This is a genomic window from Pseudoalteromonas sp. GCY (assembly GCF_016695175.1).
GTDB lineage: Bacteria > Pseudomonadota > Gammaproteobacteria > Enterobacterales > Alteromonadaceae > Pseudoalteromonas.
In genome coordinates, this window is record NZ_CP068022.1 from 816,402 (window position 1) to 831,097 (window position 14,696).

At 41.3% G+C, this 14,696-nt stretch carries 15 protein-coding genes and 1 pseudogene; 5 read left to right on the plus strand and 11 right to left on the minus strand.

Translation table 11 applies throughout. The features are described from left to right. Positions 1-282 precede the first annotated feature (282 nt). The 3 genes from JJQ94_RS03165 to JJQ94_RS03175 form a co-directional block, all read right to left on the minus strand. On the minus strand, positions 283-2,271 hold the full coding sequence (locus JJQ94_RS03165) for a spermidine synthase (RefSeq protein ID WP_099032005.1): 1,989 nt from the start codon (positions 2,269-2,271) through the stop codon (positions 283-285). Positions 2,272-2,486: 215 nt separating this feature from the next. Continuing rightward, positions 2,487-2,876: a hypothetical protein gene (locus tag JJQ94_RS03170; protein ID WP_099032004.1), complete on the minus strand. Its 390-nt coding sequence runs from the start codon at positions 2,874-2,876 to the stop codon at positions 2,487-2,489. Positions 2,877-2,937: 61 nt separating this feature from the next. Continuing rightward, complete coding sequence (locus JJQ94_RS03175) at positions 2,938-3,759, minus strand: efflux RND transporter periplasmic adaptor subunit (protein WP_099032003.1); 822 nt, start codon at positions 3,757-3,759, stop codon at positions 2,938-2,940. 393 nt (positions 3,760-4,152) lie between these two features. On the opposite strand from JJQ94_RS03175, the gene JJQ94_RS03180 reads away from it, so the two are divergent. Further along, on the plus strand, positions 4,153-4,671 hold the full coding sequence (locus JJQ94_RS03180) for a thioesterase II family protein (protein ID WP_099032002.1): 519 nt from the start codon (positions 4,153-4,155) through the stop codon (positions 4,669-4,671). A gap of 174 nt (positions 4,672-4,845) precedes the next feature. Here the strand turns inward: JJQ94_RS03180 and rsgA are convergent, their stop codons facing one another. The 3 genes from rsgA to JJQ94_RS03195 all read right to left on the minus strand — a co-directional run bounded on the left by rsgA (position 4,846) and on the right by JJQ94_RS03195 (position 8,307). Next, complete coding sequence (gene rsgA / locus JJQ94_RS03185) at positions 4,846-5,889, minus strand: ribosome small subunit-dependent GTPase A (protein ID WP_099032001.1); 1,044 nt, start codon at positions 5,887-5,889, stop codon at positions 4,846-4,848. Between the two features lie 389 nt (positions 5,890-6,278). Then, positions 6,279-7,433: an iron-containing alcohol dehydrogenase gene (locus tag JJQ94_RS03190; RefSeq protein WP_099032000.1), complete on the minus strand. Its 1,155-nt coding sequence runs from the start codon at positions 7,431-7,433 to the stop codon at positions 6,279-6,281. Between the two features lie 10 nt (positions 7,434-7,443). Then, the gene (locus JJQ94_RS03195) at positions 7,444-8,307 is read right to left on the minus strand and encodes a type 1 glutamine amidotransferase domain-containing protein (RefSeq protein ID WP_099031999.1); all 864 of its coding nucleotides are present in this window, start codon (positions 8,305-8,307) and stop codon (positions 7,444-7,446) included. Positions 8,308-8,417: 110 nt separating this feature from the next. Here JJQ94_RS03195 and JJQ94_RS03200 point away from each other — a divergent pair, with 110 nt between their 5' ends. Then, complete coding sequence (locus tag JJQ94_RS03200; RefSeq protein WP_010369842.1) at positions 8,418-9,317, plus strand: LysR family transcriptional regulator; 900 nt, start codon at positions 8,418-8,420, stop codon at positions 9,315-9,317. Between the two features lie 88 nt (positions 9,318-9,405). Next, positions 9,406-9,639 carry a hypothetical protein gene (locus JJQ94_RS03205; protein WP_010369844.1) on the plus strand — a complete coding sequence of 78 codons (234 nt, stop codon included), beginning with the start codon at positions 9,406-9,408 and terminating at the stop codon, positions 9,637-9,639. Positions 9,640-9,785: 146 nt separating this feature from the next. Here JJQ94_RS03205 and JJQ94_RS03210 read toward each other — a convergent pair whose 3' ends face one another. Next, entirely contained in the window at positions 9,786-10,286 is a 501-nt protein-coding gene (locus JJQ94_RS03210; RefSeq protein ID WP_099031998.1) for a DUF7000 family protein, read from the minus strand. 232 nt (positions 10,287-10,518) lie between these two features. On the opposite strand from JJQ94_RS03210, the gene JJQ94_RS03215 reads away from it, so the two are divergent. Together JJQ94_RS03215 and JJQ94_RS03220 are read left to right on the plus strand one after the other, a co-directional pair. After that, positions 10,519-10,674, plus strand: coding sequence for a hypothetical protein (locus JJQ94_RS03215; RefSeq protein ID WP_165384137.1), 156 nt, complete (start codon positions 10,519-10,521; stop codon positions 10,672-10,674). Further along, positions 10,664-11,251 (plus strand): Fic/DOC family protein, encoded by a 588-nt coding sequence (locus JJQ94_RS03220; RefSeq protein WP_099031997.1) that lies wholly within the window; start codon positions 10,664-10,666, stop codon positions 11,249-11,251. The genes JJQ94_RS03215 and JJQ94_RS03220 overlap by 11 nt, the downstream gene beginning before the upstream one ends. Before the next feature lie 71 nt (positions 11,252-11,322). Here JJQ94_RS03220 and JJQ94_RS03225 read toward each other — a convergent pair whose 3' ends face one another. The 4 genes and pseudogenes from JJQ94_RS03225 to JJQ94_RS03240 form a co-directional block, all read right to left on the minus strand. Next, entirely contained in the window at positions 11,323-12,201 is an 879-nt protein-coding gene (locus JJQ94_RS03225) for a helix-turn-helix domain-containing protein (protein ID WP_099031996.1), read from the minus strand. A gap of 46 nt (positions 12,202-12,247) precedes the next feature. Further along, positions 12,248-13,111, minus strand: coding sequence for a helix-turn-helix domain-containing protein (locus JJQ94_RS03230; protein WP_069020382.1), 864 nt, complete (start codon positions 13,109-13,111; stop codon positions 12,248-12,250). Between the two features lie 250 nt (positions 13,112-13,361). Next, positions 13,362-13,982 carry a hypothetical protein gene (locus JJQ94_RS03235; protein ID WP_099031995.1) on the minus strand — a complete coding sequence of 207 codons (621 nt, stop codon included), beginning with the start codon at positions 13,980-13,982 and terminating at the stop codon, positions 13,362-13,364. A 313-nt stretch (positions 13,983-14,295) separates the two neighbouring features. After that, positions 14,296-14,568: pseudogene (locus JJQ94_RS03240) on the minus strand (helix-turn-helix domain-containing protein); the annotation flags it as partial. Positions 14,569-14,696: the final 128 nt, after the last annotated feature.

Here is a 14,696-nt window from a genome sequence, read left to right on the forward strand (position 1 = left end):
CATAAATTCTCCTGAGAAAAATAACTCTCCCGAACTTCACCTGCATTCTCCCCTAATTATTGCTAGGGCAAGGCTTACCAGGTATCGTTTTGGCGTTGGCATCACGATAGTGCATGCGACTTGTTGAACATAAGTCAGATACAACCAGCGTTTACCTACTAGTACTACATTTAAGGACAGCTTAGAGTTGCGCCAGACATGGTCAGCTCTAAACTGCACGAATATCCGATTAAAAAAACCTCTCTATTTCAGGCGCCACCCTTTTGTGATGGCGCCCCGCTTTCATAGCTTGATCACCGAAAGGAGGCTGGAATGGTTATCGCTCCATTGGATCACATTCTGACTCACTTCCCGCAGCGGCATACTCTTACTCACCACTTGAGGATCAGCTAAATAGCGCATATTGCTAGTGAATATCACCCACTCAGCTTGATCTGTATCGGTCGCGGAGTCCGATGTTTTAAAGTACCGAGACTGCAAGCCACTTTGCGCTTCGATACCAGACATAATCGCTCTCAGATCTAGGTAACTGTTGGAAATGTGGAACACCAGCACCCCATCAGCTGCCAGGTGCTGCTCATACAAGGCGAGCGCTTCTCTGGTTAACAGGTGCTGAGGAATAGAGTCACTTGAAAACGCATCCACAATCAGCATGTCAAACCCATGAGCACCATTTTGCTGGTAATCATTAGCTAAGCTCACCCGCGCATCACCGGAGCGCACATCTATAGTTGCCGCCGAGGTTGTCAGGTAGTTAAAGTATCTTTTAGCAACATACTCAACATCCGGATTGATCTCATAAAATACAAACTCATCCTGTGCTTGCCCATAGTAGGCTAATGCCCCCACACCCAGACCGATAATGCCCACTTTATTACCTGAGCCATTATTGGCCATCAGGTTGAGCATAACGCCTACCCCAGTTTCCGGACGATAGTAACTTAATGGCATGGGCTTACCCTGATGAGCCAATGCTTGCGCCCCATGCGACGTGTAGCCATCGATTAGCCTGCGTTGTGGATTATCGATATTCACAATATCCTTAACCTGTATAATACCGAAAAAATTACGAGATTCGTAAACATTGTATCTATTAAACTGACTTTGCATCAGGTAAAACAAACTGACAAACACCAAGCAACCTACAACATTTAGGTAGACCAATTTGCGCTCTACTCTCCCTTGCTGTTTTTGCCATTCCATTGCAATGGACAACACAAAGACCAAGCATATACCAACTATGTACTCATAGTACTGAGTAAACAATTCAGTGGCTAGAATGGACGCAAATACACTACCTGCACATCCGCCGGCAGCCAGTATCAGGTAAAACAGGGTCATGTCTTCGTTGCCTGGTTTAGATTTGGCTATTTCACCATGGCAGATAATACAAGCAACAAACAACACAACGAGATACAGGCAGATTTGTTCGGTGATCGCAAACTGCGAGCCAATAGAGAATAAAAACAGTGCCACCAAGGATACGACAGAAAACATAAGGTTCCAGTACCACTTAAGATACACTCTCTCATCGAAGAAACACAATATATATGTCAGTAAATATAACGCCAGCGGTAAAGTCCATAAGAAAGGGATCGGTGGGACATTGATCGTCAGGTTGTTGGTCGTCGATACAAGCAGAATAACACCTGTCGCAGAGAGTAAAAACCACTTAATACATCTGGTGATATTTGCCCCTGATGCCAGCTTAGATTGCGCTGTTTGAACTGGCTGAATGGCTGTCTTGTCCGTATTGCGATAGACCTGATAAAGGCAGTAAAAATTGAACAAAGAAAATGCGATGTACAAACCTGACCACATCCAGACCTGCATAGACAGCACCAAGTTATATTCGATGATCAATGGATAGCAAAACAGTGCCATCATGGCTGCAACGTTCGAAACTGAATACAGCCGATAGACCTGGACGTTTTTTACCGAATGACTAAGCCAATACTGAAGCAGTGGCGAAGTGGCCGACAGCACAAAATACGGCGCACCTATTCCCAGCAACAGTAAAGTGAAGATATCAAAAAACGGCTGTGTTGAAATTTCCGTCGTCGCAATTGACTCCAGACTAAGCGGCATCAGTGCCATTCCGACAACCAGCAACACACTGTGCACCGCGAGCTGCTGATAAACAGTTCTCAGCTTACTAATACAAAATGAATAAAGATAACCAACCAATAATAAGCTCTGATAAAAAAGCATACAGGCAGTCCACACCGCACTCCCCCCGCCAAAATACGGTAATATGATTTTTGCTACCATCGGCTGGATCCCAAATAGCAAAAATGAGCTTAAAAATATTGTTGTTATAAAAAAATACTTCATGCCTTAAACTATTGATTTTTAAATTTTATTTATAATACTATAGATAGCATACTTTAACACTGCATATTCCAGCTCATAATTCAGACACATCAAGTAGCTAGCAAAACGCATGCTAATATCAATTTAGATGCGTCTTTATATCTGAACGTTTGTTATTCTAATTTCAGGCTTCCCGCGTCACTAAAATTAGCCAAGGGAGATAATACAAACCGATCCCCAACAGCCGCACCGCCTTTAATCTCGATAAGGTTGTCTGACTGCATACCAAACCGGAGCTTTTGCCAATGTCCGGTGTCATCGACCACTTTGAGCAAATCTTGTTCCGAGTTTGCCCTAACACTTTCAGGTAACTCAATGTAGAGGGCATTTTTGATAGTATCAATTTCAATATTACCATCGACCGTGAGTTCAGGCCTCAGCCCAGGAACATACTGGCCGACCAAGGCCATTTCAATGTTCACTTTGCCATCAATGACCGTCGGATCGATCGGCTGTACCACAGTGCCTACCTTGCCCGCCAAGGTCTGGATATGACCAGGCATACCTAACTTGATCCTATCCGCATTAAATTGAGGAACCTTTAACCTTACGACCAGATCGCTGTCAGACCCCACCAAGGCTATTTTTTCCCCTGGCAGATACGCTGCTGCCGATATCCACCGTCAGTTCCTGGAGAATACCCGCAATGCCCGCGGTCACTTGCATTCTATCCAGCATTTGTTTAGCCGTATCATAATTAAGCTGGAATTGCTCTTCAATTTTTTGTTGTAGCTCAATTTGTTTTGCATGAAGAATTTTTAAAAACGCTAGACGGCCAATACTGGTTTCAAGTTGCTTCTCAAGATCGGACAGCTTTAACGTTGTACGCTCAAAATCAATGTCTGAAACAATGTTTTTCTTATGTAACTCAAGCTGTGCGCCATGATTGAGTTTTTTCAGCTGAATTTGGTTACGCAAGTTGTGAATCGTCTGCTCTTGCTCGAGTAGCGTGTATTGATCCTGAAGCTTTTTTTCTTCCATGCTCGCTTTATGCTTGACTAGTTCAAACCTCGCTTGGTCTACCTTGCGCACCAATTCCGGGTTGTTCATTGCTACGATCACGGTATTGGCTTCAACACGATCACCGGGATAGTAAAATTCTTTTTCAACAATCGCTTTGTCATCGCTGCTAATCACGCGCAGATCTCGGGAGCGAAGTTTGCCATAACCTGCGACTTCAATTTTCAGCTCTCCTTGCTTTACACTGGAGATCCTCAGTTCTTCTTTCTTGATAACTGGTACAGTTGGAAAGAACATATAGCCAAGCAGTGATAAGCAAATAACCGCACACAGTAATAAACGCTTTACCTGAAGCCCGGATGTGGAACGCTTGTGTCTTTCAATGCTGTCCTTAATATTCTGTTCCGTGTAAACCTCACTACGCATTTATACCTAACCGTGTCGTCTGCCTTACAGCCTGCTTTGTACTGATAATACTGACGTTCGCCTGTATTACCATAGCCTAATATCAGTACAAGTTAGTTTGATAAACAAACTCATAAACTTACAGTAGATACTTGCTCTAACATTTTTCGGGCAATTAAAAGTAACACAGCAATTTTTGTTGCAGCAAGTCAACTGAGCTGCGGTGAACAATAAACACGTCTTTTATTTAATCTGTGCTCACTCAGGTCAGCAATGAATGAATTTCTTGTCACAGGAGTTGAATCCTCGCGATATTTTTTACATTGGATAAGCAGTTCATAATGAGTGTCAGGCATTGCCTCAATGTATGATTATCAATACGTCAGCTCTATAAGTTGATTTAAAAATGAATAAATGGATTATAAGACCAGTAAAAAACCCGCAGCCAAAGTTAAGCTGATATGTTTTCCCTATGCAGGCGGAGGTACACACGTATTTATCCCATGGCAGCAGCTGCTGCACCCGCATATAGAACTGTGTATTGTTCAACCTCCAGGCCGAGGATCAAACTTCGAGCTTGCACCGTTCGCAGAGAAAACTTTTCGATATGATGAAGATATTGAAATTCATATTGATGGAATAGACTTAGCGAGTGAGACATCTCTTATCGTTAACTATGCATGCCCGAATAATACGGGCGGGTTAGTGACAGGCTCTTTCTCAACACAATTTGGAAACTCGACAAGCAATACATTCAATGCAAAAAGCGCTAGCCTCATAGATCTAGAACAGATTGCAACTTCAAAACCATGTGAATTTGAATTAGAAATTCAAAGAGTTAGAACTGGCCGCTTTTCCGGTGAACTTAAAGACAATAGTTTAATTAGGGGTATCCAATCAAGAGTTATTAAAGATCTAGAGTTTACTTTTTAGTTTACATAGCTTTTGAGTAGTCACAGCGTTAAATGCCTCACCCTATTTCTTCTAATTTAAATGGGTGTCTTTTTAGCCGCTTTTCCCTTTTGCTGTACTTTAGCGTAGAAAAACGAAAGCAAAGTGGAGCGAGTCCACTTTGGTTTAAGATAAAACAGAACTAGCTAGTACTGCTCAGTAGCCCTTTTTTAGTCTTCTAGTATCGCTTTGTACAAAACGATACTTCTTTGCAAGTGCTCTTTCCTTATCTCTCTTATCTTTTAGGCTGGCGTTGTTTCTTTGATGTTCACTTCTTAGTTTTATGAAGTTGTTGAAGCGCCTAACTTCAAGTTCTCCACTCTCTATCGCTTGCTGAACAGCACATCCGGGCTCATTTTGATGCGAGCAATCACTGAAACGGCAGGCGCTTTCTAACACTTCAATTTCTGCAAATGTTTTACTGATCCCTTGTTGGCAATCGGCTAGTTGGATCTCTCTCATTCCTGGCGTATCGAGCAACACTGAACCATTGTCCATAAAATGTAACGAGCGAGCAGTTGTTGTGTGCCGCCCTTTTGCATCATCTTCACGGATTGAACCAGTGAGCTGTTCTTTACACCCTAACAGCGTGTTCACCAAGCTGGACTTACCCACACCTGATGAACCTACAAATGACAACGTTTTTCCCGTGCTAAACCAAGCTTTTAGACACTCAACGGAGCTCGGCTCCAACGCATTTATCGCTTCGACTGTCAAAAATGGGTCCAACTCCTGAACGAGTTGTACTTGCTGTTGCCAACCGTCAACCAAATCCTTCTTAGTCAAAACAACAATTGGCTCCACTTGCGCTTCATTAGCCAGTGCTAAGTAACGCTCGATCCGGTTTAGATTAAAATCCTGATTTAGCGAGCAAACAATAAACAGGCTATCGATATTTGCGGCTATCAATTGCTCCGCGACTTTACTACCAGCAGCTTTCCTTGAAATAACCGATTTGCGGGATAATAGCCTAATAAATTGATAATTTTCATCTAACAAAGCCCAATCACCAACCGTCATACTAGGCAGTGATACATGAGTAGCTAAAGAAATTTGCCGTGATTGCAACTGGATTAAATAATTACTTCTGTGGTGCGCTATCACGCGGCCAAGATTTGATGATTCTAGTTCTGTTAGTGTCAGTTGCTGTTGAAAAAATGCTTGCCAACCAAGCTGTGTCGGCGAATAAGATGTATTCATTATAAAATCTCAAAAATGCAGAAAGACTGCAAAAATCAAGCAGGGTTAATGAATATCATTGACCCCGGAGAAGCCCGTTAGGCATCACACCGGGTAAAAGGAGTAAAAATTTAGAAGAGACGAAAGTTAGCGTCTACTAATCACACCTAGCTACAACTTTTACCGGGTGGCTCAATAAAACAATCATCAAATTCTCCTTAAACTTTTTTGAATACTGCCGTAGGTTAGCACTGAAGATAGGCGAGGTAAACCAAGTATTTCACGCAACTAATTTCAATAATAGATAAAAGTTTTGTGTTTAAAGCGATATCAATCACGCAATTTTTTCGTATGTTATCTGGGCTAAAATAAGAGCAGACGCTCGCCTGCTCTTGTGGTTTTAATAAGCTTTACAACGCAAGCATTAAAATCTCTTTCGCCTTCGCTAAATCAATATCGCCGTGCTCACCTAGCGCCGTCATGCCGTTCTTTTCTAGATTAGCGATAACTTCTTGTACTGCTTTTTCGTCTAATTGATAATCAGCTAAACGCGTTTGCACCGCCATCGACTCAAAAAAGTCTTGAACTGCTTTTATTGTTTGGTCAATTTGCTGTGCTTCGTCTGCGGCTGCAATACCAAATACACGCTCACCCAGTTGCTTGATTTTCTCGGCTTTTTTGCCTCGTTGCACATACATCAGCGCAGGTAATACAATCGCAAGCGTTTGCGCGTGGTCAAGGTTATACAATGCCGTTAGCTCGTGACCAATCATATGCGTTGACCAATCCTGTGGCACGCCTTGACCAATAAGGCCATTTAGCGCCATAGTTGCAGACCACATAACGTTTGCTCTTACATCATAATTGTTAGGCTCGCTTAACGCCTTTGGCCCTTCGCTGATAAGCGTTTGTAAAATACCTTCTGCGAATCTGTCTTGCAGTGGCGCATTTACTGGATATGTTAAATACTGCTCAATTACATGAACAAACGCATCCACTACCCCATTACTCACTTGGCGGGGCGGTAGTGAATAGGTGTACTCTGGGTCGAGTACCGCAAACTGCGGCTGTACCGTCGGTGACGAAAATGCACGCTTTTGCGAAGTTGCCTTTTTAGTAACTACTGAGTTGCCGTTACTCTCAGAGCCAGTCGCAGGTAAAGTAAGTACAGCACCAATCGGCAATGGGTTGCTAAAGCTTGCGCCTTTTACCAAAATGTCCCAAGGCTCACCGTCAAAATTAAAAGCTGCCGCCACAAACTTTGCGCCGTCAATCACACTGCCGCCGCCAACCGCAAGAATAAAGTTCACATCGTTTTGCTTTGCTGTCGCGACCGCTTGCATTAGTGTTTCATATGTTGGGTTTGGCTCCACACCACCAAATTCCACAACCTCAACACCTGTCAATGCATTCATTGCTTGGTCGTATACACCATTGTTTTTAATCGAGCCGCCACCGTACAGTAGCAGCACCTTTGCAGCCTCCGGTAATCGTGAGGTGATTTCACGCATTTGGCCTTTACCAAAAAGAATTTCGGTTTGATTTTTAAATACAAAATTAAGCATGCTCAATTCCTTACTGTTTAATATTCGGTTCTTTCGCTAACATTTCTAGCAGCTTTTCTGCTAGTAATGTGTCTGAAAACGGGTTTTGCCCTGTAATTAGCTCTCTATCAACAACCACTTTTGGCTGCCATGCATTTGCAAACTGCATCTTTCCTCCAGCCTGAGACATCGCTGCTGCTGGGTAAAAGTTGAGCTTTTCGCCATTTAACGTGCTTTCAAATACCTGTTCTTCTGGGTTCGAAAATATCGTCATTTGATATCCATCATAAATCCAGTTTTTCGCTTGAACAGGTGACTGTGTTGTTAAACTCTGATAATACGCTTTTGGTTCACTTTGTGCCGACAGCAACGTAATTGGGCCGTGGCAAATCGCGGCTGTTGGTTTATTCTCACGGTTAAAATGGCGCAAAATTTCACCCACCTGCGGATTATTCGCCAAGTCAATTAACGGTGCGTGTCCGCCTGGAATAAATACCGCATCAAACTCGTCTAACCCCGCAGCAAGGATCTCGCTAAAACTTGCGGTATCGTTAATGTCTGGCAGATTAGCAATAAATTTTTTGATGCTTTGTAATTTAGTCTCATCACCGCCAAAGTAATCAACCGTCACTGACTTTTGATCAACAGCAGGGGCATTGCCTTTTGGTGTTGCTAATACTAGTTTATATCCAGCATCCACCAACGCCTTTGCTGGGATCCCAAACTCATTGAGATAATAACCTGTTTCTATTGTCTCACCACTGGCAAGTTCCATAGAGGTTTCGCTCGAAAGTAACACTAATACTTCACCTTCACTTGCATGAGCGCTAAGCACATGTGTTGCACCCAATAACGATGACACCCACACCATCGTATTCAGTATACTCTTTTTCATCCCGGCTCCTCATACCAGTTCAATATCGACGAGTTTAGGCGATTTGCGGACACAGGAGAATTCGGATAAATTGGTAGGAGCAATCAGAATATTTATGGCTCAAGTAATTTATGTCTCATCTCACCCAACTAAAAACCTTTGTGGAAGTATACCGCTGCAAAAATATCACCAAGGCAGCGGCCAACTTGGGGATGTCGCAGCCAGCTGTCACGGCACATATTCAAACCATGGAAGCGGTAGTAGGAAAAGCCCTGTTTGAACGCCAAGCAAGAGGGGTAAAGCCAACGCCAACAGCACATGACTTAGCGCTGCAGGTGTCTGGTCATATCGATATTTTAGAGCAGAAGATCACCTCAATTCGGGCTCGCTCCAATGCGGTGTTTGGCACACTAAATATTGCCGGCCCCGCGGAGTATTTAAGCTTTGTCTCTGGTCCACAAATCGCCAACTTATTGCAAGCGGGCAACATTAACGTGGTACTTCATATTGGCAATAAAATTAACATTTTCGACGCACTAATAAACGACACCGCCGACATTGCCATTGCCGCCTCTGCGCCAGATCCCACAACCTTTGACTATCTCGTTCTAGACAAAGAGCAATTGTGGCTAGTGATGAACCGTTTAGAGGGCCGAGAAATTCAAGACAGCGATATTACCGCCGACTTACTCTCAAGCTATAACGTCGTCACGTACGATCAAGACTTACCTTTAGTTAGACAATACTTTGACCGTGTATTTAATGCGAGCTGCAACTCTAACGTCATCGCTATTTGTCCAGACATTAGAGCAATTGCTAACATCATTCGCTCTGGAATAGGTTACTCCGTTCTCCCCGATTATCTCTGCCGAGATCTCATAAAAGCAGGTGAACTGATCCAACTTGGCCCCGTAGGCCCTGAAAACAACATCTATTTGGTATGGAAAAAGGGCGCGTTAAAACACCCTCGCATTGCTTTTGCAAAAGATGTGATCTCCGCCTTTGCTAATATTAATTATCTTTCGAATTAAAAAGTTGTAAAAAAATTATTTTCCGCAGATTTCTGCTGAGAATTCCTGTTACCTTGCTGTAAATTAAAAGAGACGGGTTGGAACAACAATGGACTATCAAAGCCAATATCGTGACTTAACTATTTATTACGACGCACTAAAAAAAGCAACAAAGCAAAGTGAAGCGGTACCAGACACCACAGAAAAATGGCTGGCACTCGTAGAAACAACCTTATTTGAACTACAAGAGCTTGCCCATATGGAAAAGGCTTATATGCAAAAATCAAGAACGATGAATAACCTAATTGAGTTGGTGTACTCCAGTGCCCCAAGCATGGACTAGCAACTAAGGGTTATTGCTGTTGAGTTTTGCATTGACAAGAGTGCTACTACTAGCACTCTTTTTTTCGCTAGAAATAGAGTTAAAGTTTGAAAAGAAATTAGCAACTTAAGCTTTACGGCGCAGATAACCTGCGAAAACTCAGAATGTTATGTGTGCTGCTGATAGGCCTTCAATGTAGCAAAGATCTCCTCAGACAGTTCAGCAAACACACCGTGGATCCGCTCTGATAGCGCTTTTACATTGTCGAAATCAGGGTCAGCAAGCATTAAAATTTCAAAGATTGACCACTCAGGCATAACATCTTGATCCACCCACCTAACCCCCTGTAACTTTGTCCAATAATCAATTTGAACATCCTTTGTTTGCCCAAGGAGCCAAAGTTCGAATTGCACCTCTTGATGGTTCAACACCACTGCCAATTTGAGTTTGTGTTTTTTAAGGTAATCGTTTTGTAGATAAAAGTATGTAAAGTCAATATATCCGTGTAACACGTTTGCGACTGTAAACTGGCCTTTATACTGCTTACTGAATTCAGCTCTGAGACTTTGAACAATAGAGACGAGATCCTTATAGGTTCTCTGCAGTTCGCCACTTGCAAATACCATTTTATAGGCTGGAATTCGAGCACTAAGACTTTTATTAGACATGTTGTCCTCTGAGTTTTTCAGGCACATAGACAAAATGACCCACACACGAAGCTAGCTTTGCAAGGAGCCTGAGTCATCATTAGATTGTCAAATATCATATCAAACAATCAAAGTCGAATGGCGCTTCATATACGCCAAGCTAGGGTGTAAATAAAAGAAGCGGACTGTTTTGAACTATTGGCATAACTATAGTGCTAAGTTATACTTAAGAAGTCAGACAAGAGGTGTATTTATGGCTGTTACTTCGGTGAAAAAAGCAAAAAATGTTCAAACATTTATACCTAAAATGAGCAACTTTGAAATAAGCGCTAAATACGAAGGTCTAAGTTTTAAAAAAGAGAGCTTGAGCAAATCAATTGCTGATTTAAAAGCAAAATATGCGAGATAAATACGGCGTTGCTCAGGATAGTTATTGTTATCCAAAATCTGACGTACTAGTTAATAAGCTTAATATTACAGATGCAAATGAGTTAGCGGAAGCTGAGCTAGCGTTTACCGCCTTTAGATATAGTAAATACTCTTCTACTATCAAATCCCTCCACGAATTTAGTTTAAATCATTTACGACATCTCCACTGGTATTTATTTCAAGATGTATATGATTGGGCTGGTGAGATTAGAACTGTTGACATTTCCAAAGGGGAAACTCGGTTTTGTACTTGTTCACGAATCAATGTTGAAGTACAAAAGCAGTTCCAGCAAATTGAAACATTGGATATAAACGCAGCTAAACCAGAAATCTTAACCCAACTTGCGGATATCTACTGTGAATTAAATATTATTCATCCCTTTAGAGAGGGCAATGGTAGAACTCAACGTTTTTTCTTTGAGGAGCTACTATTTTTCTTAGGCTTTTCTGTCAATTGGCCAGATATATCAAAAGATGAATGGGTTCAAGCAAATATAGATGGCTATTACGGTAATTTAAATCCACTACACACCATCCTAACACTCGCGACGAGATAGCTTACCCCATACGTTTAATGCCTGAATTGTAGCGAGTGCTAATCTACATACAGCACGATATGTTAACAGCCCTATTTTGGTGCTGACTCAAGATACCCAACTTGTAGCGGAGCATTTCTTCGAGCTATAAACCCGATATAAAGTACCGCGACACACAGCAACATAGGCACTGATTTTAAGTAAGCAAAATAGTCATAAAAGAAGGTTACTTCCCAGAACACCTTTGCGGTTTCTTCGTTTATACCCATTCTATCTAGGTTACGGAGAAAGTTTTCCATCAATGCCAGAAAGTCTACGAAAGCTAAAATAATTGCTAGGAAATATAATGGCCCTTCAGCATAGTTTTTCTCAAAGACAGAAGCCGACTTTCCCCGAGTTAAAATAATAGCTATCTCGATACGATGCTTGAGTAAAAAGAGCAACAGTAGGCTGAGAGAAAACTGAATTGAAAACGCAAATATATTTTCTATAAAGTAGCTTTCCACAACAGGGAAGATCGCGATGCGAAGCATGTATATCGCTACAATTGCAAGAAAGTAAGGCACTGCAAAACATAACGTCAGTAGCTGACTATTTTTGTCTTTGTAAGAGTAAAAGAACAAAACTAACAATAAGATAAATAAAGTAGATTCAAAAATAATTACGCCAAAAGCCGATCCCAAGATAAGCGTAAGAATACTGCCTTTGTTCTTCATATTGTCTGGGTATAGTCGTGAGAGCGCTTCGGTATCATCTAAAATATCAGCGAGTTTGACTCTACATAAGTCAGCAAACTTCATTAACGTACCAAGCTTAAAAGAGCTAACACCATTGAGATAGTTGTCTAGCGTTCGCATGCCAATCCCGAGGTGCCGGCATATATCTTCTCGTGACATCCCGCGTTTATACTTGAGGCCCTTTATCAATAGCCCTATGCGCTGGCTTACTTCGTACTCTTCTGGCGTTTGCATCGCCTCGCTATCCTTCTATTTCCGTGATTTACTTATCGACTTATTACTACGCACTTTGGGGCTGCTGCGTATTTCTTTTCCGTGCGAGTATTCCTGCATAGAGGAGTACTAAACTGAGTAAGATCGGCGGGGCTTTAATGTATTCGTAATAATCATAAAAGAAAGTTAATTCCCAGAATGTTTTAGCGAAATCTTCATCCATACCGATATGCTCTAAGTTGCGAATAAAATTTTCCATCAATGCGCAAAAATCAATGAGCGCTATCATCATTGCTAGGAAGCACAGAGGTGCCTCTATAGGGTTTTTCTCGAAGACATCTTCAGACTTGCCTCGCGTGATAAATACAGCAAATTTCATTCTATATTTAAGTAAAATGAATAAAAGTAAGCTTAAAGACAAGTTAGTTGAGAAAGCATAAATATTTTGATAGAAGACATTAGTAACCACGGGAAAAAGAACAAAATGCAGCCAGTAGTTAGCTACATTCGTTAATATATAAACAGTGACAAAAATTGCGACCATGCATTGACTGTTTTTGTCCTTATATGAATAGCAAAGCAGCCCAATTAATAAAAGCAAGAAAACCGACTCGAACAGCATAGCGGTTGTACCTAAGCCAAAAAGCAATGTAAGAATACTGCCTTTGTCCTTCATATTGTCTGGATATAGTCGCGAGAGCGCTTCAGTATCATCTAAAATATCGGCAAGCTTGACTCTGCAGAGGTCGGCAAACTTCATTAACGTACCAAGCTTGAAGGAGCTAACGCCATTAAGGTAGTTGTCTAGCGTTCGCATGCCAATCCCGAGGTGGCGGCATATATCTTCTCGTGACATCCCGCGTTTATGCTTTAGACCTTTTATTAGCAGTCCTATACGCTGGCTTACTTCGTACTCTTCTGGCGTTTGCATCGCCCTACACTTCCCTTTAACCAAACCACAAAATTAACCCAAACATTACATTTTGTTTAATATAAAGACAAGTGGAATAACACTTCAGTTATGAAATAGCGCACATATTCAAATAGGTAGCGACGATACACCTGTCACAATTACGCTTAAGAGGATAAGGTAACGTAATGTATTCTTTATCGTAAGGAGAAGTTAGAATATAGAAATAAGCGTAATATCGGAGATATATTACGCTTACTCAGATATCAAACTAGTTTTGAATTGGTTGTCTTTTGGTTCTTACGATTAAACCAATATAAAGAAGGAGCACACATAAAAATATTGGAACAGCCTTTAAATAAGCAAAGTAATCGAAGAAGAAGGTTACTTCCCAAAACATCTTTGCAGTTTCCTCATTAAGACCAAGTAGCTCTAAGTTACGAAGGAAGTTTTCCATTAATGCAGCGAAATCAATAAAGACCATTGTAAGAACCAGAAAATAAAGTGGCCCCTCCGCATAATTTTTTTCAAATACAGAAGCTGATTTTCCTTTGGTTAGTATCACAGCAATTGTCATTCTGTGCTTTAGTAGAAAAAGCATTAATAAACTAAGTGTAAGCTGAATAGAAAATGCGTAAATATTTTGTATAAAATAGCTTTCAACAAGCTGAAAAACCACTGTTTTAAGTATAAATAACGCCACAGCTGACACGGTAAATACAAATGTAAAACACAAAGTCAATAATTGACTATTTACATCATCCTTTGATAAAAGAACTAAGATAATTAATGCAATCGGAATCAAAAGTTCAAGGATCGTTACACTTACAAACGACACTGATACTGTAGCTACAATGCTAGTTAGCAAAGCTAAATTAAATAAACTTTTCATAACAAACCCTACACTTTAGGCTTTTCTTTTGTTGCAGAAGCCTGTTCATTCTTTGGACCGTTTCCCGTGCTCATGCCCGACCCTCCATAAACTTTCTTACAGAGTGAACGTTCAAGTGTTGAGGTTTTGGGCTTCTTTCGACCCGTTGACAAAATCAGGCTAAATAAACTTTTCAAGATACACCTCAGCAATTCAACTTTTCTGGTGGAGAGGCTTTATGCTATCCCCTTTCCTCAAGCCCAAACCACCATAAACTTGTTTACACAATAAGTGACTAAGGGCTATTTTTATCGGCTTTTTCTGTGCAGCCTTCATTGTTCTTTTCCTCATGTTTTTCTCCATACAGGCCTGAGAGCTTATCTGTATCTTCTAAAATATCTGATAACTTTACTTTACAGATTTCAGCAAACCGAAGCAATGTCCCAAGCTTAAAGGAACTAGAGCCATTTAAATAGTTATCAAGGGTCCTGTCACCCACACCTAAACGTCGGCTAACCTCTTCTCGGGTCATCCCTTTTTTGCGCTTTAGCCCCCGTATCAATCGGCCGATACGTTGGCTTACCTCGTATTCTTCTGGCGTCTGCATCGCCCCACCATATCTCTCAATCACCCCAACCAAGTTAACTAAAAGTTTACATCCAGTTAAATATAAAGACAAGTAGATGACAGTACTATTTTTAGGTGCACACTCGCAAAACAACCCAAAACAGAAAC